This window comes from Mesorhizobium sp. B2-7-2 (assembly GCF_006440775.1).
Lineage (GTDB): Bacteria > Pseudomonadota > Alphaproteobacteria > Rhizobiales > Rhizobiaceae > Mesorhizobium.
Map to the genome: position 1 here is coordinate 154,154 of NZ_VFTZ01000003.1, position 16,689 is coordinate 170,842.

Consider the following 16,689-nt stretch of genomic DNA (forward strand, 5'->3'; position numbering starts at 1 on the left):
ACGTCCCCGGTGAATATTCGAGCGAGACCTACAAAAAACCCGGGAGGTTATCCATGCGAAAAATATTGCTTGCAGGCATTGCTTTGGGCGCGATGATCGCGTCGGCATACGCTGATACTTATGTCGTCAGCATGAAAGGACCGGCGGCCGGCAATCCATACTGGGCCGCCTTCGAGGAAGGCGCGAAAGCCAAGGGCAAAGAACTTGGGGTCGACGTCCAGGTCGTCTCGCCGCCCAGTGAAACCGACGTACAGGCCCAGATCAGCCAGATCGAGGATTTGATCGCGCAGAAGGTTGCCGGGATAGCGCTGGCGCCCACTGATCCGGCGGCTCTGGCTCCGGTGGTCGATGAAGCCAAGACCGCCGGCATCAATGTGGTCTTCGTGGACGGCGCCGGCACCAACAAGATTCCCTTCATCGGCACCGACAATCTGGCAGGCGGGAAGCTCGGCGGCGAGTTCATGTGCAAGAAACTGCCTGCCGGCTCCGAGGTCGCCATTCTTCAGGGCGTGATGAGCACGACGAACGGCGCTGACCGCTACAATGGCGCCAAGGCGGCGCTCGAAGGCTGCGGCATGAAGGTGGTGGCGGCACAGCCCGCCGACTGGGACCGGGCCAAAGGACAGTCGATTACGGAAACGATCCTGGCCGGCAATCCCAACATAAAAGGCATCTTCGGCTCCAATGACAACATGGCGCTTGGCGCTGTCGAGGCCCTCAAAGCTGCGTCCAAGTTGAAGGACGTCATGGTGGTCGGGTACGACGCCAATCCGGATGCTGCGAACTCGATCCTGGCGGGAGAGCTGACGGCGTCGGTGGCGCAGGCGCCAAAGAAGATGGCGGCGCTCGGCATCCAGGCGCTAGTCGACCTCAAGGCCGGCAAGCAGGTCCCCATGGTGACTGATCCGGGCACGGTTCTGGTCACCAAGGAGAACGCCGAACAGTACAAGTGAAACACGGCGGCGGCTCTTGTGCCGTCAAGAGCCGCCATTGTTCGTCCGGACGACCGTAGGAGCATACGCGATGACCGAAAATCCACGAGACACTGGTTTCCCTCTGCCATCGCGCATGCTTCGCCTGGGTTTCGTAGGCGGCGGCCAAGGCGCGTTCATCGGCGAGGTTCACGCCAATGGCGCGCTGCTTTCAAAGCGCTGGCAGATCGTAGCTGGCGCCTTGTCCTCCAATCCCTTGCGCGCCAAAGATTCCGGTCGCAAATGGATGCTTGCCGAAGACCGCATCTACACGGATTTCCGGGAAATGGCAGCACGCGAGGCCGGCCGTTCGGACGGGATCGATGCCGTTGTGATAACGACTCCTAACCATCTTCATCATCCGGTGGCGGCGGGCTTTATGGATGCGGGCATCGATGTGATTTCCGATAAACCGCTGACGACCACGCTTGCCGATGCACGCGATCTTGTGCGGCGGCAGCGGGATACCGGTCTGGTTTTCGGCGTGACCTATGCCTACGCCTCGCATGTCATGGTGCGCCAGGCGCGTGAAATGATCCGCGCCGGCATGCTGGGCGAGATACGCCAGGTCCATGTCGAGTATTTCCAGGAATGGGCGCTCAACCTAACCGACGAAGATGGTACCCCTCCGTGGCGGCTCGATCCAGCCAAGGTTGGTAATGCATTCACCGTCGGTGACATCGGCACTCATGCGGCCCACCTGGCTTCTTTTGCGACGGGCAGGGACATCGAGCTGGTCAGGGCGCTCTTCCACGTTGCAGGCAAGCCGAAAGCGCTTGAGGACACGGCCTTCATGCACTTGCGTTTCGAGGGCGGTGTGCCGGGCACCTTGATGGTGTCGCAGGCAGCGGCGGGGACTCAATGCGGGCTCCGATTGCGTGTCTTTGGTACATTGGCTGGACTGGAATGGAACCAGGAGAACCCGGAATTTCTGTCATTCACGCCGCAGGATTCGCCGATGCAGATCATAGGCCGTGGCTACGGCGCCGGCATGTTGCCCGCCGCGGTACGGTTCGTACGCATGCCGCGCGGTCATCCGGAGGCTCTCACCGACGCTTGGGCGAACCTCTACACCGAACTGGCCGTCGCCGTTGATGCGCGACGCGCCGGCAGGACTGTGCCGGAGGGACTGCTTGCCTATCCCACTGTCGTCGACGGCGCCAAGGGCGTTAAGTTCGTGGAGGCGGCGGTACGGTCCAATGCGACCGGCGATTGGGTGGACTGCGGGCTGTGACAGTCATGCCGGAAGGACCTCTCATCCTCATCGCCGATCCCGAACCCCGCACGCTCGCAATGATCTTCGAGCCGGAGGCCATGGCGCGATTGAAGCAGTTGGGCACTGTGCGCGTGCACGCTGACGGCCAGCACCTTTCCAACCAGGAACTCGATGCCGCTTTGGCCCGGGCTGCGATCGTCATCGGTCAGATCGACCTACCTGCCGAGCGTCTTGCCGGTATGGGCAAGTTGAAGGCGATCTTCAACGTCGAAGGCAATTTTCTGCCCAACATAGACTATGGGTGGTGTTTCCAGCACGGCATCCACGTTCTCAACACGAGCCCGGTCTACGCCACCTCCGTCGCCGAGACGGCGCTCGGCATGGCGCTCGATCTCTGTCGGGAGATTACCTCGACTCACGAGGCGTTCCGCTCCAAGTCGGAGAAGTGGGGCCTTGAGAGTAATGGGGGCAGCTTCCTGTTGACCGGGACAAAAGTGGGTATCGTCGGGTTGGGTGACCTTGGAAGCGCGCTACGCAGGATGCTGATGCCCTTTCGTTGCGAGGTTCGCGTATTCGATCCATGGCTGTCGGAGCGGCGCGTGCGTGAACAAGATTGCATTCCGTCCGATCTGGATGACGTGTTCCGTCTGTCGCGCGTCGTGTTTCTATTCGCCAGTTCGACCAGCGAAAACCAAGGTTCTATCGGCAAACGCGAATTGGATTTGATGCAACGCGGGTCAGTGCTGCTGGTCATGAGCCGTGCTGGCATCATCGACTTCGAATCTCTCGAAGCATCTGTCCGGAGCGGCCATGTGCGTGCTGGCATAGATGTCTTTCCGGTTGAGCCGTTGTCTCGGGATTCCGCACTCCGGCATCTCGAGGGAGTCATCCTCTCCAGTCATCGGAGCGGCGGCATGCCAGAGAGCTTCTTGGAAATCAGTCGGCTCGTCGTGGCCGACAGCGAACTTATCCTGCGTGGACTACCCCCGCAGGCATGCAAACGGGCCGAACGCGAGACTGTCGCCCGCATGCGCAGCCGACCGGTGTCAAAATCCTAGGCGCGCAGAGCTTGAGATCAAGACGCTTGGACAACTTGGGATGAACCGAGGCACTAGGATCATCATCCGAGCGTTTCCTTGGCCCACGATCATGGACTCCTTCGAAAAGCAGGTTACCATGGCTCCTAGCGGCTATCTCCGCGGCTTATCAGTGAACTTAAGGTCACATAGCGGCAAACCCGTTTTCTCGACTCGAGCGCTGATAAGTTCCGAATCTTCGTCCTGATATTCGTCAATCTTCAGCCAATGAAAACTCGTTGGCGATGGTGACGTGGTGGTGAATGCGACCCTCGAAGTACCTGGACAACACTGCCTCTGTCGCGGCACGCGATTCAGCGCGTACGGGGCTGGCCAAAGCCGCATCGACGGCCGCCATATCTGGGTAGTTGATCGCCAGGATCATCGGAAATTCAGGCGCACCATCGTCGCGTTTTTCCGCGAAACAGACTCGAACGTCGAGCGCGCCCGGGAAGGCCTTCCACTTCGGCAGAACCGTCTCAATCACGTCCTTGCGGAACGCTTCGATCCGACCTTCCTTCACTTTGCCTTCAAACAACGCATAGCGCGTGATCATCTGCTCGGTTCCTCATCCTTGCGTTGGAAAAATTCCATCAGTGCGGCCTGGTCCTCGCCGCCCAGCCCTGCGGCCGTCAATAGCCGGTGCACCTCGGCGCAGACCGCCGTCAGCGGCATTGCGGTGTGCGTGCGCCGCGCCAGGTCCTGGGCGGCGTTGAGGTCCTTCACCATGTTGTCGATGCGGCCGGTTCGCCGGTAGTCGCGAGTGGCGAAGCGCGGCAGGTATTCCTGCAGGATGGCGCTGTCGGCGCGGCCGCCTTTCAGCGCCTGCGGGATCTTGAGCGCGTCGACGCCGGCGTCGAGCGCCAGCTTGGTCGCTTCGGCGACGGCCATGAAGTTCAGCGCGCATAGCACCTGGTTGATCAGCTTGGTCGTCTGGCCGGCCCCGGCCGGGCCCATATGCGTGTAATTGGTGGCGACGTGGCGCAGCACCTTGTGGGCGTCGGCCACATCCTCGGCTTCGCCGCCGGCCACAAGCGTCAATTCTCCAGTCAGCGCCTTGGGCGCGCCGCCGGACAGCGGACTGTCGACCCAGCGCAAACCCTTCTCGCTGGCGTCGGCGGCGAGTTGGCGCGTCGCGTCGGGGTCGATGGACGACATGTCGATGATCAGCGTGCCGGGCTTCGCCCCAGCCGCCACGCCGGCATCGCCGAACACGGCGCGGCGCACGATCGCCGCCGAATTGAGGCTGAGGATCACGTAGTCGGACGCGCCGGCGGCCTCGGCCGCGCTCGCCATGGCGGTCGCGCCCCTGGCGACCAGCGCCTCCACCTTGGCCTTGTCGAGATCGAACACGGCGAGGCGATTGCCGGTGGCAAGCAGGCGCTCGCCGATCGCCCCGCCCATGGCGCCGGCGCCAATCAATGATACTTTGTGGTTCATGACGATAGCTCCCCGAATTTCGTTGTTATATCCGCGACAATCTCATCGAGCGGCGCGTGGATTGCCACCGCCATCACATTCTCATCCTTGCCCGGCACTTCCAGTGTCGCGAACTGGCTGTCGAGCAGGCTGGTCGGCATGAAGTGGCCAGTGCGCTCATGCATGCGCTTCGAGATCAGCTCGCGCGAACCGTCGAGGTAGATGAACAGCACCGGCGCGCCTGCCTGCTCGGTGATGAAATCGCGATAGGCGCGCTTCAGCGCCGAGCAGCCGACGATAACCGGCGCGGGCGCTAGCCGCAGCATTTCGCCGACCTTGGCCAGCCAGGGCCACCGATCGGCATCTTCCAGCGCAATGCCGGCGCTCATCTTGGCGATGTTGACTTCAGGGTGCAGCTTGTCGCCGTCTATGAATGTCGCCGTGATCGCGCGGGCGAGCGCCTCGCCGATCGTCGTCTTGCCCGAACCGGTAACGCCCATGACCACGATTCGCGGCGGCCCGTCAGATCGAAGCTGTGATGCCGCCATCGACATAGAGAATGTGTCCGTTGACAAAGGATGACGCGTCGGAGGCCAGGAAGACGCAGGCGCCGACCAGTTCCTCGACCTTGCCCCAGCGGCCGGCCGGCGTGCGCTTCTCGAGCCAGGCGCTAAAGGCCGGGTCGGCGACGAGTGCCGCGTTGAGCGGCGTGTCGAAATAGCCCGGCGCGATCGCATTGCATTGCAAGCCATGTTTTGCCCAGTCGGTCGCCATGCCCTTGGTCAGGTTGCCGACCGCGCCCTTGGTCGCCGTGTAGGGCGCTATGCCCGGCCGGGCGAGCGCCGTCTGCACGCTGGCGATGTTGATGATCTTGCCACGGCCGCGCTTGATCATGTGCCGGGCCACCGCCTGGCCGACATGGAAGACGCTGGCGACATTGGTCTGCAACAGGCGTTCGAACGCGTCGGCGGGAAAATCCTCGAGCGGCGTGCGAAACTGCATGCCGGCATTGTTGACGAGGATGTCGATTGGCGTGCCGGCAAGCTCGAAAGCGTCGACGGCGGCCCGGACCTTGTCATGGTCGGTGGCGTCGAAGGCAAGCGTCGCCGCGCCCGGAAGCTGACTGGCAACGGCCGTGAGCTTTGCCTCATCGCGGCCATTGAGGACCACCTTGGCGCCGGCTTCGGCCAAGCCTTTGGCCAAGGCAAGTCCGATGCCCTGCGAGGAGCCGGTTACGAGCGCGGTGCGCCCGCTGAGATCGAATAGATTGGACGACATTTTCCCAATTGCCTCTTGTCGCTGCACGCCTTATGTTATCGATAACATCATCTGTCAAGTCAAGTGGAGCGAATACCGATGCAGCGGCCTCACATCCTCCAGGTTGGACCCTATCCCGCGTGGGACGAGGAGCCGCTCAACGAAGCCTTCACGGTGCACCGCTATTTCGCCGCCGAAGACAAGACGGCGTTCCTTGCCGAGATCGGACCGCAGGTGCGCGGCATCGCCACACGCGGCGAGCTCGGCGCGAACCGCGCCATGATCGAGGCCTGCCCTTCGCTCGAGGTGGTATCGGTCTATGGCGTCGGTTTTGACGCAGTCGATCTCGCGGCATGCCGGGAGCGCGGCGTGCGCGTCACCAACACACCGGACGTCCTGACCAACGACGTCGCCGATCTCGGCATCGCCATGATGCTGTGCCTGTCGCGCGGCATGATCGGCGCCGAGCGCTGGGTACGCGACGGCAGCTGGATGGCCAAAGGGCTTTATCCGCTCAAGCGGCGTGTCTGGGGCCGTCGGGCCGGCGTGCTCGGCCTCGGCCGCATCGGCTATGAGGTGGCCAAGCGTCTCGCCGGCTTCGGCATGGACATCGCCTACAGCGACGTCGCGCCGAAGGATTTCGCACCGGACTGGGAATTCATTGGCGATCCCGTCGCGCTGGCCGGACGTTCCGACTTCCTGTTTGTCACGCTCGCCGCATCCGCCGCGACGCGCCATATCGTCAACAGGGAGGTGATCACGGCCCTCGGCGAGGAGGGCATGCTGATCAATATTTCGCGCGCGTCCAACATAGACGAGGATGCGCTGCTCGAAGCGCTCGAGAACAAGGTGCTCGGCTCGGCCGCGCTCGATGTCTTCGAGGGCGAGCCGAAGCTCAATCCGCGATTTCTCGCGCTCGATAACGTGCTGCTGCAGCCGCATCATGCGTCGGGGACAGTCGAAACCCGCAGAGCCATGGGCAAGCTGGTGCGCGACAACCTTGCCGCCCATTTCGCCGGCCAGCCGCTTCTTACGCCGGTGCTCTAAGAGGTCAGCCATGAAATCCATCGTAATCCATGCCGCCAGAGACCTGCGCATCGAGGATCGTCCGGCTGAGGAGCCGGGCCAGGGCCAGGTGCTCGTGCGTCTCGCCGCCGGCGGGATCTGCGGCAGCGATCTGCACTACTATAATCACGGCGGCTTCGGAACGGTGCGCCTGAAGGAGCCGATGATCCTCGGCCATGAGGTGTCCGGCGTCGTCGAGAAGCTTGGCTCCGGCGTCAGTGGGCTGGAGCGCGGGCAACTGGTCGCGGTGTCGCCGTCGCGGCCCTGCTACGGCTGTCGCTATTGCCGCGAAGGAATGCACAATCAGTGCCTCAACATGCGCTTTTACGGCAGCGCCATGCCGTTTCCGCATATCCAGGGTGCGTTCCGCGAGATGCTGGTGGCGGATGCGCTGCAATGCGTGCCGGCCGACGGGCTGACGGCCGGGGAGGCGGCGATGGCCGAACCGCTGGCGGTCTGCCTCCACGCCACGCGGCGCGCCGGCGAGATGCTGGGCAAGCGCGTGCTGGTCACCGGCTGCGGACCGATCGGCCTCTTGTCGATCCTCAGCGCGCGGCGGGCGGGCGCTGCCGAGATCGTCGCGGTCGACATCACCGATTTCACGCTGACGATGGCGCTGCGCGCCGGCGCCGACAAGACGATCAACACCGGCACCGATCCGGAAGGGCTTACGCCCTATCTCGCCGACAAGGGGACGTTCCACATCCTCTATGAATGCTCGGGCGCGGCGGCGGCGCTGGCGCAAGGCATCGCGGCGCTGCGCCCGCGCGGCACGATCGTGCAGCTCGGCCTCGGCGGCGCCGAGATGGCGCTGCCGATGTCGGCTGTCACCACCAAGGAACTGTCGATCAACGGCTCGTTCCGCTTTCACCCGGAATTCGCCGTCGGGGTCGAGCTGATGCGCAAGAGGCTGGTCGACGTGAAGCCGTTGATCACTCATACGGTGGCGCTCGGCGAGGCGCTTTCCGGCTTCGAGCTCGCCAATGACCGCAGCCGGGCAATGAAGGTCCAGATCGCTTTCGGGTGAGCGTTGGAGTGCGTTGCATTCCGCAGTGATATCGATAACGTACGGCCATGCAGCCTTCGCCCAAACGCCCGACCATGGCCGATGTCGCGCATCGCGCCAACGTCTCGACGATGACCGTCTCGCGCGCGTTCAAGCGCGATACCTCAGTCAGCGCGGACACGCGCGACCGCATCCTCAAGGCCGCTGAAGAGCTCGGCTATGTCTTCGACAGCATCGCCGCCAATCTGTCCTCGCGCCGCTCCGGATTCGTGGCCGCGACAATCCCCTCGATCAACAACGCCAATTTCGCCGATACCGTGCGCGGCATGACCGAAGGCCTGCGCGACAGCGGGCTGGAGATACTGCTCGGCTTCACCGACTACAATGTCGAGGAAGAGGAGCGCCTCGTGGGGCAATTGCTGCAGCGGCGGCCGGAAGCGATCATCGTCACCGGCGGCCGGCACACGCCGCGCTGCCGCAAGATGCTCGCCAACGCTGGCGTGCCGGTGGTGGAGACCTGGGATCTGCCCAGCGAGCCGATCGGCCATGTCGTCGGCTTCTCCAACGCCGATGCCGGGCGGCTGATGGCCGAGCATTTCGTCGGACGCGGCTACTCGCGGCTCGGCTTCATCGGCGGCGACACCTCGCGCGATACACGCGGCCTCGACCGCCGGCGCGGTTTCATCGCCGCGCTGCAGGATCGCGGCCTCGACGCCTCCCGCGTTATCGCCTCGGGCGTGCCGCCGATCTCGATGCGCGAGGGCGCCGCCGCCATGGTCGAGATGATCTCGCGCTGGCCGGACACCCAGGCGGTGATGTGCGTGTCGGACCTGTCCGCTTTCGGCGCGCTGATGGAATGTGTGCGGCGCGGCATCCGCGTCCCCGAGGATGTGGCGATTGCCGGCTTCGGCGCCTATGACCTCGCCGAGCAGTCGGTGCCGCCGATTACCACGATCGATGTCGGCGCGCATGAGATCGGCATCCGCGTCGCCGAGCTGGTGCTCGACCTGCTCAATGGCCGGCGCGCGGCCGAAGAAAGGATCGTTGTCGGCATGACGCCGACAGTGATCGTGCGGCAAACCACCTGAAAAAGGGATGCGAACGGCCGACGAGATGATCGCCGGCCGCTGTTCTGCTGCTTGTCCGGAGTTCGGTCTAACCTATTTGCCCCAGATCTTCTTGTATTCGTCCCGGTAGCCATTGCCCGGGTCGAAGCGGTTGTCGGGGCCGCCGTCAAACTCGACATTATCCGACGTCACCACATGTAGCGGCGAGATGTAGCCCGACCATTTCTCGCCGGCCATGGCGCGGTTGAGCTCGTCGACGAGCTGCCAGCCCTGCAGGTTGAGCGGCTCGGCCACCGTCACTTTCTGGAACTGGCTGGAGCGGATGCGCTGGTAGGCCGATTCCGAGCCGTCGCCCGCCGCCACGTTGATCGGCGCGTCGGTGCCCGACTTGCCGGCGGCCGCTAGCGACGGGCCCATGAAGTCGAAATAGAGGTCGTTGATGGCCAGCGAATGGGTCCAGGCGTCGCCGTATTTCTGCAGCAGCGAGGTGGTGAGCTGCGGCATGCGTTGCGAGGTCTCGGCGATCGGCGTGTCGACATATTCGAGCACCTTGCCGCCGAGATCCTCGATCTCCTTCTTCATCCGGTCCGCCTTGGCGATGGCGATCTGGTAGGTGGAATCTGTGAAGATGATGACGCCGGGCTTGCCCTTGGCGTCGACGAAGGCCCAGTCGGCAGCCGCCTTCGAAACCTCCATCGGATCGGTCGAGACGTTGGCGATGATGCCGAGGTCGTCGATCGGGCCGACTGTCGGTGCCGCATGCCACGCGGCCATTGGGATCTTCGCCGCCTTGGCCTGCTCCATTGCCGGCTTCTGCTCGACGGCGTCGAAGCCGTTGATGATGATGCCGTCGGGATTGAGCGCCAGCGCTTGGCCGAAGGCCGCCGTGCGGCCGCCGATCGAGCCGGCGCCGTCAAGTGTCTTGACCGTCCAGCCAAGCGCCGCCGCGGCTTCCTCGACACCCTTGGTCACGCCGAGGATGCCGCCGTTCTTCATGTCGGCGCCGAGAACGACGATGGTCTTGCCGGCTGTGCCCTTCGGTCCGGTCGTCGGTCCGTCCCACTTCTCGACCTTGCTGGCGTATTTGTCGACGACGGCCTTGGCGTCGGCCATCGGGTCGGCCAGGGCGGTCGAGGCGATACTGAGCGCCAGGCAGGCGACGCCGAGCTGAAGGACTGTTCTGCGATGCATGTTTCTTCTCCCATTAAGCATTGTCGGTTTTCTTTGTTGGTTGGTGGGCGGGTGATTGGCCGGTGGATGGCGGCGGCACGACAGCGCCGCGGCGGCGCTGCGCGTAGCCGGCGATGCCGATCGCCACGAGCAAGGTGACGCCGTTGAAGAGCGGCTCGACCCAGAACGAGCCACCGAACTGCTGGATGCCGGAAATGCCGACGGCGAGGATGACGACGCCGACGATCGTGCCCCAGACATTGACGCGGCCGGGCTTGATGGTGGTCGATCCGAGGAAGGCGCCGACCAGCGCCGGCAACAGATATTCGAGACCGACGCTGGCCTGGCCGATCCTGAGCTTCGAGGCGAGCAGCACACCGCCAAGCGCGGTGAGCGCGCCGGAGGCGACGAAGGCGCCCATGACGAATTTCTGCACCGGAATGCCGTTGAGCGCCGCCGCCTTCGGGTTGGCGCCGATGGCGTAAAGGTAACGGCCGATCGGAAGGTATTCGAGCACCAGCCACATCACGAGCGCCAGGACGACCACGTAGTAGCCGGTGATCGGCAGGCCGAACAGCATAGTGCCGTTGAGGGAGAGGAAGCCGCCGGGAAGCATGCCGACGACCTGGCGGCCGCCCGTGTACCACATGGCTAAAGCATAGAGCACGGTGCCGGTGCCGAGCGTGGCGATGAAGGAATCGATACGCGCCACTTCGACCAGCAATCCGTTGATGAAGCCGGTGACGACGCCGAGCAGGATAACGATCAGCACCGCAATGGGCCACGGGACGCCGAAGGCGGTCTGCAGGCTGATGGCCAAGACATGCCACAGCACGATGCCGTAACCAACCGTCAGGTCGATGCGGCCAGCTGCCATGGGGATCATCGCGGCCAGCGACAATATCGCGATTATTGCCTTGTCGGAGACGATCGAGCGCAGATTGAGCAGCGTCGGGAACGTCCGCGGCAGAAGCAGCGAGAAGAGCAGGATCAGGAGCAGCGTCAGGATCGGCAGGCCATAGACCGGCAGGTAGCGTGCCGCCTTCTGGCCGGAGCTCAGGCCGGAAAGTTCCGAGCGGGTCGGCTCCAGCGCCGTCGATTTGATCGAGTTCATGGCTTCTCCTCAGGCGGCTTCGGACACGGAGGCGGCTCGGATCAGCGCCGCCGTCGTCAGGGCATCGCCGGCAAGCTCGCGCACGATGCGGTTATGCGAGAAGACGAGGGCGCGGTGGCAGATATGGGCGACCTCCTCGAAATCGGTGGAGACGACGATGACCGCCAGCCCGGCCTCCACGGCCGCGGCGATCAGCCGGTAGATCTCCGCCTTGGCGCCGACATCGACGCCGGCGGTCGGATCCTCGGCGATCAAGAGCTTGCGGCCTGAGGCCAGCCAGCGGCCGACGACGACCTTCTGCTGGTTGCCGCCGGAGAGCGCCTCGATCGGCAGATGCGGATCGTTGGGCTTCAAGCCCAGCCGCGTGCCGAGCTCGCGCGTCAGTTCGCTCTCCCGTGCCGGCTTCATGAAGGAGAACAGCCCGCGGCCGACGGCAGACGGGTTGAGATACATGTTCTCGCGCACGGAAAGCGACAAGGCGACCGATTCCTCGGTACGGTCGCGCGCTATCAGCCCGACGCCGGCGGCAAGCGCGGTTTCGACCGAGGAGAGATCGAGGCGCTTGCCGTCGAGCGAGACCAGGCCATCGAAACGCTCGGTGCCGAACAGCGCGCGGCCGACGGCTTCCTGTCCGGCGCCGCGCAGGCCGACCAATCCCAGCAGCTCGCCGGACCGCGCATCGAAGCTCACCGGGCCGACGCTGCCGCAGGTGAGGTTCTCCACCTTGAGCCGCTCCGGTCCGTCCTGCCATCGCGACTTGGCGAACATCTGATGCGCCGGACGGCCGACGATGAGGTCGACCAGTTCCTGTGGCGTGGTCTCGGCGACCGGCTTGACCGCCACCATGCGGCCATCGCGCATGACGGCGACCCGGTCGGCGATGCGGAACACCTCGTCCAGCCGGTGCGAGACATAGATCATGCCGACGCCGCGCTCGCGCAGCGGCCGCAGCGCCTCGAAAAGGCGCTCGACCTCGTCCGCCGGCAGGCTCGCGGTCGGCTCGTCGAGCACCAGCACGTCAGCTTCGGTTGCCAAAGCGCGGGCAATGGCCACCAGCGACTTTTCCGTGCGGGAGAGGTCCTGCACGCGCGTCGCCGGATCGAAGGCGCAGCCGACAAGCGCCAGCGCGCGCTCTGCCCGGCGCTCGGTGTCGCGCCAGTCGATCAGGCCGGAGCGGCGCGAAAATCCCTGCGCCATGCCGACATTCTCGGCGACCGTCATCCATTCGATGAGGCCGAGATCCTGATGGATGAAGGCGACCTTCTGCGGCTGGTTGGGGCGGGGCGGGCGGTGGTGATAGTCCTCGCCGCGAAAGCGGATCGTGCCCTGATCGCGCCTGTGAATGCCAGCGAGCGTCTTGATCAGCGTCGACTTGCCGGCGCCGTTCTCGCCGAGCAGCGCGACAATCTCGCCCTCGTGGATGTCGAGCGAGACCGACTTCAGCGCAAAGGTGCCGCCGAAGCGCTTGGAGATGTCGATGAATTCGATGAGCTTGGGCCGCATCTATGGCCCTCCCAAGCCAAACGAACGGACTGAATTGCGACCGATGTTATCGCTAACATTTTTGCAGGTCAAGTCTTGAAAATGGCTCACCGCGAAGGCTATCGATGGTCCGAATTCGTGGGAGGATGACGCATGTTCGGAGATATTGAAGGCGCCGGTTTCGAGGTCCTCGACGAGCGCTTCGAAAGCTGTTTCGTCGGCCATGTCGCGGTCGAGCGGCTGTGGACGGGCGGACGCTGGCTGGAGGGGCCGGCGTGGTTCGCTGCCGGCCGCTACCTCGTCTTCTCGGATATCCCGAACGACCGGATCATGCGCTACGACGACACCAACGGCGTGGTCTCGGTCTTTCGCTCACCGTCCAACAACGCCAATGGCAACACCGTCGACACCGAGGGGCGGCTGGTCACCTGCGAGCACCGGGCGCGGCGCGTCACGCGCACCGAGCACAACGGATCGATCGCGGTCATCGCCGACCGGTTCGAGGACAAGCGGCTCAACTCGCCGAACGACGTGGTGGTGCGCTCGGACGGCACTGTGTGGTTTTCCGATCCGCCCTACGGCATCGCGACTGACTATGAGGGTGACCGCGCCCAGCAGGAGATCGAGGGCTGCCACGTCTATAGCGCCGACCCCGACACAGGCGAGGTGGCGCGCGTCGTCTCGACCATGGCGAAGCCCAACGGCCTCGCCTTCTCCCCGGATGAGAGCATCCTTTATGTCGGCGATACCGGTGTGACGCACCAGAAGGGTGGGCCGCGGCACATCCGCAAGTTCGCTATCGAGGGCGCGGTGCTCAAGGATCTCGGCGTTTTGGCAACTTGCTCGGCCGGCCTGTTCGACGGGTTCCGCGTGGACACAGCCGGCCGCATCTGGGCGGGCGCCGGTGACGGCGTCCACTGCTTCGATCCCGACGGCACGCTGATCGGCAAGATCCGCATTCCGGAGACGGTGGCGAACCTCACCTTCGGCGGCGCCAAGCGCAACCGTCTGTTCATCACGGCGCGGCAGTCGCTCTACGCGGTGTTTGTCGTGGCGAATGCGGCGGCGCAGGGGTAACCGGCAGAGCTTTAACTGACATAGCGAAATCCTCCGGCGACGACTGTCGATGTTGAGTTGTGGCCCGTCAATGAGCGCGACGCGACCCACTTCGCTTGGCGCCACCACGCCGCCGCGAACTCGTGTTGCTGCGCACTCCACTCAGGAAAGTCTTCGTCCCAATAGCGCTGCGGCGACCGTACACACTGCCGGTCAGGTTGCGCACGTGCTCTATCTAATGACGAAAGAGGCGGACAAATCCTGCTGCACTTTGTAAGACGTCGATCGGTTCCACTCATCCTGCCAAGGGTCGATCAAGTTCAAGGAGCCCGACGCTCCTTCCTTCGGACTCGGGACTATTTTTATGGAACCGCGCGTCACCGTCCTGTTTCCTTGATCCCTTGCCTTCTCTTACAATCCCTTCCGGACACAGAGGAGTTCCGCCATGAGCGAAGACGCCTTCAACATGTCGATCCGCAAGTTCCTGAAGGAAGTCGGCGTCACCTCCCAGCGCAAGATCGAGGAGACGGTGCGCGACGGGCAAATCGGCGGCAAGAAGAAGTTGAAGGTCCGCATGACGCTGACCGCGGAAGGCACCGGCCTCAACCACGTGGTGGACGGCGAGATCGAACTTCCATAAGCCGGCCGAAGCCGACCTAAAGCAACGTCCGACGCAGCCCGAACCTGCCGGTCCGCAAACGGCCCCAGGGTGCGATTCCGCTGTGCGTCTCATGTACGCCGTAAGGATCAGGATCGCGTAGGCTGGCTCTGCCGCTGGACCGGCAGGACAAGACCCGCATGCCATTGACGCCAGGACAGTGGCTGGTTCACTTTCGGCCGCACGGTTGGCTGACGCAAATGGCAGCCTGACCAAGGCGGACGTCAGCAATGGGCGGATACTGAAAGTCTGCGACCGTCGGCTACTCCGGCATCGCGAACTCACTGGCGAGATCGACAGCGCGGCCCTCGCAGGCTGATCGCTGGGCGGCGAGGCCCATGACGACGGCCCACCAGCCGTCTTGCAAGGTCACCTCAACATTGCCTTGCCCTCGCACTGCGGCGACAAAGCGAACGTGCTCGAAATACGTCGAGCCATTGTGATCGCCTGCCTCGAGCAACCGGGCATCGACCGAAATCTCCAGCAGGCGCGGCCCAGACGGATTGCGCGGACTGACGATCAGCTCCGGCACGGGCGCGACGCCCAGATGCCGCGGCCAGAAGCGACTCGGTCCGGGAACCCGGCATTCGATCTTGCCGCTGCCGCCGATCGCACAGATTTCCTCCTGATAGGGACTGCCCTCGGCAAACATGCACAACTCCAGCATGGCGCGCGCACCGCTCGCGAAATCGACCAGCACATAGCCATGGTCGAGAATATCCGGCGTCTCGTCGCCATAACATTCGTCAAGATGGTTTATGGCCTGCCCCGCGCTCGCCATCACGCGGACAGGATCGGATCTGAGGATCAGCCGCATCAGGTCGAAGAAGTGGCAGCACTTTTCCACGAAAGTGCCGCCGGTATTGCGGTTGAAACGGTTCCAGTCGCCGACCTTGGCCAGGAAGGGAAAACGGTGCTCGCGAATGGTCAGCATGCGAATGCCGCCGGTGACGCCGCCGGCCTGTTCGACGAAAGCGGCGACAGGCGGCATGTAGCGGTATTCCATCGCCACCCACACCAGCGGAAGCCTTGCCTTCAGCGCCGCGATGCGCGTCTCGTCGTCGGCGGCGGTGAAAAGCGGTTTTTCCACCAGGACCGGCAGCGGCCGCTGCACGGCGATCTCCTCCAACTGGCTGAGGTGGCGATGGTTGGGGCTGGCGATCAGAACGCAGTCGACCCCTTCCGTGGCCAACAATTCGGCGATGGACACCGCCGGTCGTGCATCCGGCGCCAGGCCCAATGACGCTGCCATCATGCCAGGGTCGGGCTCGAAGATGGCGGCCACATGCGCGTCAGGCAACAGCGCGATGTTGCGGATGTGCTCCTGGCCCATCATGCCGCAGCCGACAATGCCGTAGCCGATCGATGATTTGGTCACTCGGCGCCTTCCTTCCAGCTCTTATTTGAAACGAGTCACGTAACGCGCCGCCTCCGGATCGAACCAACTGCGGGAGTATTCCACACTGTCTCCGTCCCCGGCCCAGGCAATGCGTTCGATGAACCCCACGACCTCGCCGGGCCGAGGTCTGAAATCGGCCGGGGTCCAGTCCGGGGCGGGCGCGACGCCGACACGATCCTCGGCGCGAACGATCGAAAAGCCGAGGGCCAGCCGGTAGTGGAGATAGAGCGATTCCGACAGGTCATCGCGCTCGAGCCGCTCGGCTCGGCTGGCATCGAGCCAGATCTCCTCGGCCGCTGCCGGTTCGCCGTCGAGCCGACGCAGCCGACGGATGCGGTAGGCATCAAGGGCGCTGCCGAACTCCGGCAGATCGGACGGCTTTGGTAGCCGTTCGACCGACAGCACCTCGGCGGTCGGGAGTCCGCCGCCGTCGATGCGCTCCAGCCGAAAGAGCGCGTAGACCCCGAGCAGGTCGCCGCGCGCCCGCACATAGTTGCCCGATCCCTGGATGCGGTCGAGCAGGCCTTTTTCAGTGAGGTCGGCCAGCGCGCGCCTCAGCGTACCGACGGCAATCCCGAGGCTCGCGGCCATCTCGCGTTCCGGCGGAAGCCGCGCCCCGTCGCCCAGCCGTCCGGCAGCGATTTCGCGGATCAGCATCTCACTGACTTGCAAATGCACGGGTAGAGGACCGCGCATCTGGCTGGATCGGTGGCCGCGCTCGGCCCTCGTTAGC

General features: G+C 64.2%; 17 protein-coding genes and 1 pseudogene. 8 read left to right on the top strand and 10 right to left on the bottom strand.

Features of this window, described 5'->3' with window-relative positions:
* Nucleotides 1-53 precede the first annotated feature (53 nt).
* The 3 genes from FJ425_RS05630 to FJ425_RS05640 all read left to right on the top strand — a co-directional run bounded on the left by FJ425_RS05630 (nucleotide 54) and on the right by FJ425_RS05640 (nucleotide 3,245).
* Nucleotides 54-953, top strand: a complete 900-nt coding sequence (locus FJ425_RS05630; RefSeq protein ID WP_140691658.1) for a sugar ABC transporter substrate-binding protein — start codon at nucleotides 54-56, stop codon at nucleotides 951-953.
* 70 nt (nucleotides 954-1,023) lie between these two features.
* A complete protein-coding gene (locus tag FJ425_RS05635) occupies nucleotides 1,024-2,205 on the top strand; it encodes a Gfo/Idh/MocA family oxidoreductase (protein WP_140722225.1) in 1,182 nt (393 codons plus the stop codon).
* Between the two features lie 5 nt (nucleotides 2,206-2,210).
* Nucleotides 2,211-3,245: a hydroxyacid dehydrogenase gene (locus FJ425_RS05640; protein WP_140722228.1), complete on the top strand. Its 1,035-nt coding sequence runs from the start codon at nucleotides 2,211-2,213 to the stop codon at nucleotides 3,243-3,245.
* A gap of 232 nt (nucleotides 3,246-3,477) precedes the next feature.
* Here FJ425_RS05640 and FJ425_RS05645 read toward each other — a convergent pair whose 3' ends face one another.
* The 4 genes from FJ425_RS05645 to FJ425_RS05660 are packed head-to-tail and all read right to left on the bottom strand — an operon-like array spanning nucleotide 3,478 to nucleotide 5,960.
* On the bottom strand, nucleotides 3,478-3,819 hold the full coding sequence (locus FJ425_RS05645; protein WP_140722231.1) for a hypothetical protein: 342 nt from the start codon (nucleotides 3,817-3,819) through the stop codon (nucleotides 3,478-3,480).
* Nucleotides 3,816-4,703: an NAD(P)-dependent oxidoreductase gene (locus FJ425_RS05650; protein WP_140722234.1), complete on the bottom strand. Its 888-nt coding sequence runs from the start codon at nucleotides 4,701-4,703 to the stop codon at nucleotides 3,816-3,818. Before FJ425_RS05650 ends, FJ425_RS05645 begins: the two co-directional genes overlap by 4 nt.
* Nucleotides 4,700-5,182: a gluconokinase gene (locus FJ425_RS05655; RefSeq protein WP_246677886.1), complete on the bottom strand. Its 483-nt coding sequence runs from the start codon at nucleotides 5,180-5,182 to the stop codon at nucleotides 4,700-4,702. Before FJ425_RS05655 ends, FJ425_RS05650 begins: the two co-directional genes overlap by 4 nt.
* Nucleotides 5,183-5,204: 22 nt before the next feature.
* A complete protein-coding gene (locus FJ425_RS05660; RefSeq protein WP_140722240.1) occupies nucleotides 5,205-5,960 on the bottom strand; it encodes an SDR family oxidoreductase in 756 nt (251 codons plus the stop codon).
* Nucleotides 5,961-6,038: 78 nt separating this feature from the next.
* On the opposite strand from FJ425_RS05660, the gene FJ425_RS05665 reads away from it, so the two are divergent.
* The 3 genes from FJ425_RS05665 to FJ425_RS05675 are packed head-to-tail and all read left to right on the top strand — an operon-like array spanning nucleotide 6,039 to nucleotide 9,098.
* Nucleotides 6,039-6,986: a 2-hydroxyacid dehydrogenase gene (locus FJ425_RS05665; RefSeq protein ID WP_140722242.1), complete on the top strand. Its 948-nt coding sequence runs from the start codon at nucleotides 6,039-6,041 to the stop codon at nucleotides 6,984-6,986.
* A 10-nt stretch (nucleotides 6,987-6,996) separates the two neighbouring features.
* The gene (locus FJ425_RS05670) at nucleotides 6,997-8,031 is read left to right on the top strand and encodes an L-idonate 5-dehydrogenase (protein ID WP_140722245.1); all 1,035 of its coding nucleotides are present in this window, start codon (nucleotides 6,997-6,999) and stop codon (nucleotides 8,029-8,031) included.
* Between the two features lie 47 nt (nucleotides 8,032-8,078).
* The gene (locus FJ425_RS05675) at nucleotides 8,079-9,098 is read left to right on the top strand and encodes a LacI family DNA-binding transcriptional regulator (protein WP_181175811.1); all 1,020 of its coding nucleotides are present in this window, start codon (nucleotides 8,079-8,081) and stop codon (nucleotides 9,096-9,098) included.
* Between the two features lie 72 nt (nucleotides 9,099-9,170).
* Here the strand turns inward: FJ425_RS05675 and FJ425_RS05680 are convergent, their stop codons facing one another.
* The 3 genes from FJ425_RS05680 to FJ425_RS05690 are packed head-to-tail and all read right to left on the bottom strand — an operon-like array spanning nucleotide 9,171 to nucleotide 12,864.
* Nucleotides 9,171-10,268 carry a substrate-binding domain-containing protein gene (locus tag FJ425_RS05680; RefSeq protein WP_140691634.1) on the bottom strand — a complete coding sequence of 366 codons (1,098 nt, stop codon included), beginning with the start codon at nucleotides 10,266-10,268 and terminating at the stop codon, nucleotides 9,171-9,173.
* 13 nt (nucleotides 10,269-10,281) lie between these two features.
* Nucleotides 10,282-11,361: an ABC transporter permease gene (locus tag FJ425_RS05685; protein WP_140722248.1), complete on the bottom strand. Its 1,080-nt coding sequence runs from the start codon at nucleotides 11,359-11,361 to the stop codon at nucleotides 10,282-10,284.
* Nucleotides 11,362-11,370: 9 nt separating this feature from the next.
* Complete coding sequence (locus tag FJ425_RS05690; protein WP_140722251.1) at nucleotides 11,371-12,864, bottom strand: sugar ABC transporter ATP-binding protein; 1,494 nt, start codon at nucleotides 12,862-12,864, stop codon at nucleotides 11,371-11,373.
* A 132-nt stretch (nucleotides 12,865-12,996) separates the two neighbouring features.
* Between FJ425_RS05690 and FJ425_RS05695 the strand changes: the two genes are divergently transcribed.
* Nucleotides 12,997-13,920 (top strand): SMP-30/gluconolactonase/LRE family protein, encoded by a 924-nt coding sequence (locus tag FJ425_RS05695; protein WP_140691624.1) that lies wholly within the window; start codon nucleotides 12,997-12,999, stop codon nucleotides 13,918-13,920.
* A 65-nt stretch (nucleotides 13,921-13,985) separates the two neighbouring features.
* On the opposite strand, the pseudogene FJ425_RS31955 reads toward FJ425_RS05695, so the two are convergent.
* Nucleotides 13,986-14,194: pseudogene (locus tag FJ425_RS31955) on the bottom strand (dihydrofolate reductase); the annotation flags it as partial.
* 150 nt (nucleotides 14,195-14,344) lie between these two features.
* Here FJ425_RS31955 and FJ425_RS05705 point away from each other — a divergent pair.
* Entirely contained in the window at nucleotides 14,345-14,539 is a 195-nt protein-coding gene (locus FJ425_RS05705; RefSeq protein WP_140722254.1) for a DUF6494 family protein, read from the top strand.
* Between the two features lie 280 nt (nucleotides 14,540-14,819).
* On the opposite strand, the gene FJ425_RS05710 is transcribed toward FJ425_RS05705, so the two are convergent.
* Together FJ425_RS05710 and FJ425_RS05715 are read right to left on the bottom strand one after the other, a co-directional pair.
* Nucleotides 14,820-15,935: a Gfo/Idh/MocA family oxidoreductase gene (locus FJ425_RS05710; protein WP_140722256.1), complete on the bottom strand. Its 1,116-nt coding sequence runs from the start codon at nucleotides 15,933-15,935 to the stop codon at nucleotides 14,820-14,822.
* A gap of 21 nt (nucleotides 15,936-15,956) precedes the next feature.
* Entirely contained in the window at nucleotides 15,957-16,613 is a 657-nt protein-coding gene (locus FJ425_RS05715; RefSeq protein WP_246677887.1) for a GntR family transcriptional regulator, read from the bottom strand.
* Nucleotides 16,614-16,689: the final 76 nt, after the last annotated feature.

Bases quoted from the DNA above. Each gene is read 5' to 3' on its own strand.
- FJ425_RS05690 (WP_140722251.1), bottom strand. From the start codon at position 12,864: ATGCGGCCCAAGCTCATCGAATTCATCGACATCTCCAAGCGCTTCGGC.
- FJ425_RS05650 (WP_140722234.1), bottom strand. From the start codon at position 4,703: ATGAACCACAAAGTATCATTGATTGGCGCCGGCGCCATGGGCGGGGCG.
- FJ425_RS05630 (WP_140691658.1), top strand. From the start codon at position 54: ATGCGAAAAATATTGCTTGCAGGCATTGCTTTGGGCGCGATGATCGCG.
- FJ425_RS05715 (WP_246677887.1), bottom strand. From the start codon at position 16,613: ATGCTGATCCGCGAAATCGCTGCCGGACGGCTGGGCGACGGGGCGCGG.
- FJ425_RS05680 (WP_140691634.1), bottom strand. From the start codon at position 10,268: ATGCATCGCAGAACAGTCCTTCAGCTCGGCGTCGCCTGCCTGGCGCTC.
- FJ425_RS05655 (WP_246677886.1), bottom strand. From the start codon at position 5,182: ATGGGCGTTACCGGTTCGGGCAAGACGACGATCGGCGAGGCGCTCGCC.
- FJ425_RS05645 (WP_140722231.1), bottom strand. From the start codon at position 3,819: ATGATCACGCGCTATGCGTTGTTTGAAGGCAAAGTGAAGGAAGGTCGG.
- FJ425_RS05685 (WP_140722248.1), bottom strand. From the start codon at position 11,361: ATGAACTCGATCAAATCGACGGCGCTGGAGCCGACCCGCTCGGAACTT.
- FJ425_RS05705 (WP_140722254.1), top strand. From the start codon at position 14,345: ATGAGCGAAGACGCCTTCAACATGTCGATCCGCAAGTTCCTGAAGGAA.
- FJ425_RS05670 (WP_140722245.1), top strand. From the start codon at position 6,997: ATGAAATCCATCGTAATCCATGCCGCCAGAGACCTGCGCATCGAGGAT.
- FJ425_RS05635 (WP_140722225.1), top strand. From the start codon at position 1,024: ATGACCGAAAATCCACGAGACACTGGTTTCCCTCTGCCATCGCGCATG.
- FJ425_RS05660 (WP_140722240.1), bottom strand. From the start codon at position 5,960: ATGTCGTCCAATCTATTCGATCTCAGCGGGCGCACCGCGCTCGTAACC.
- FJ425_RS05640 (WP_140722228.1), top strand. From the start codon at position 2,211: ATGCCGGAAGGACCTCTCATCCTCATCGCCGATCCCGAACCCCGCACG.
- FJ425_RS05675 (WP_181175811.1), top strand. From the start codon at position 8,079: ATGCAGCCTTCGCCCAAACGCCCGACCATGGCCGATGTCGCGCATCGC.
- FJ425_RS05665 (WP_140722242.1), top strand. From the start codon at position 6,039: ATGCAGCGGCCTCACATCCTCCAGGTTGGACCCTATCCCGCGTGGGAC.
- FJ425_RS05695 (WP_140691624.1), top strand. From the start codon at position 12,997: ATGTTCGGAGATATTGAAGGCGCCGGTTTCGAGGTCCTCGACGAGCGC.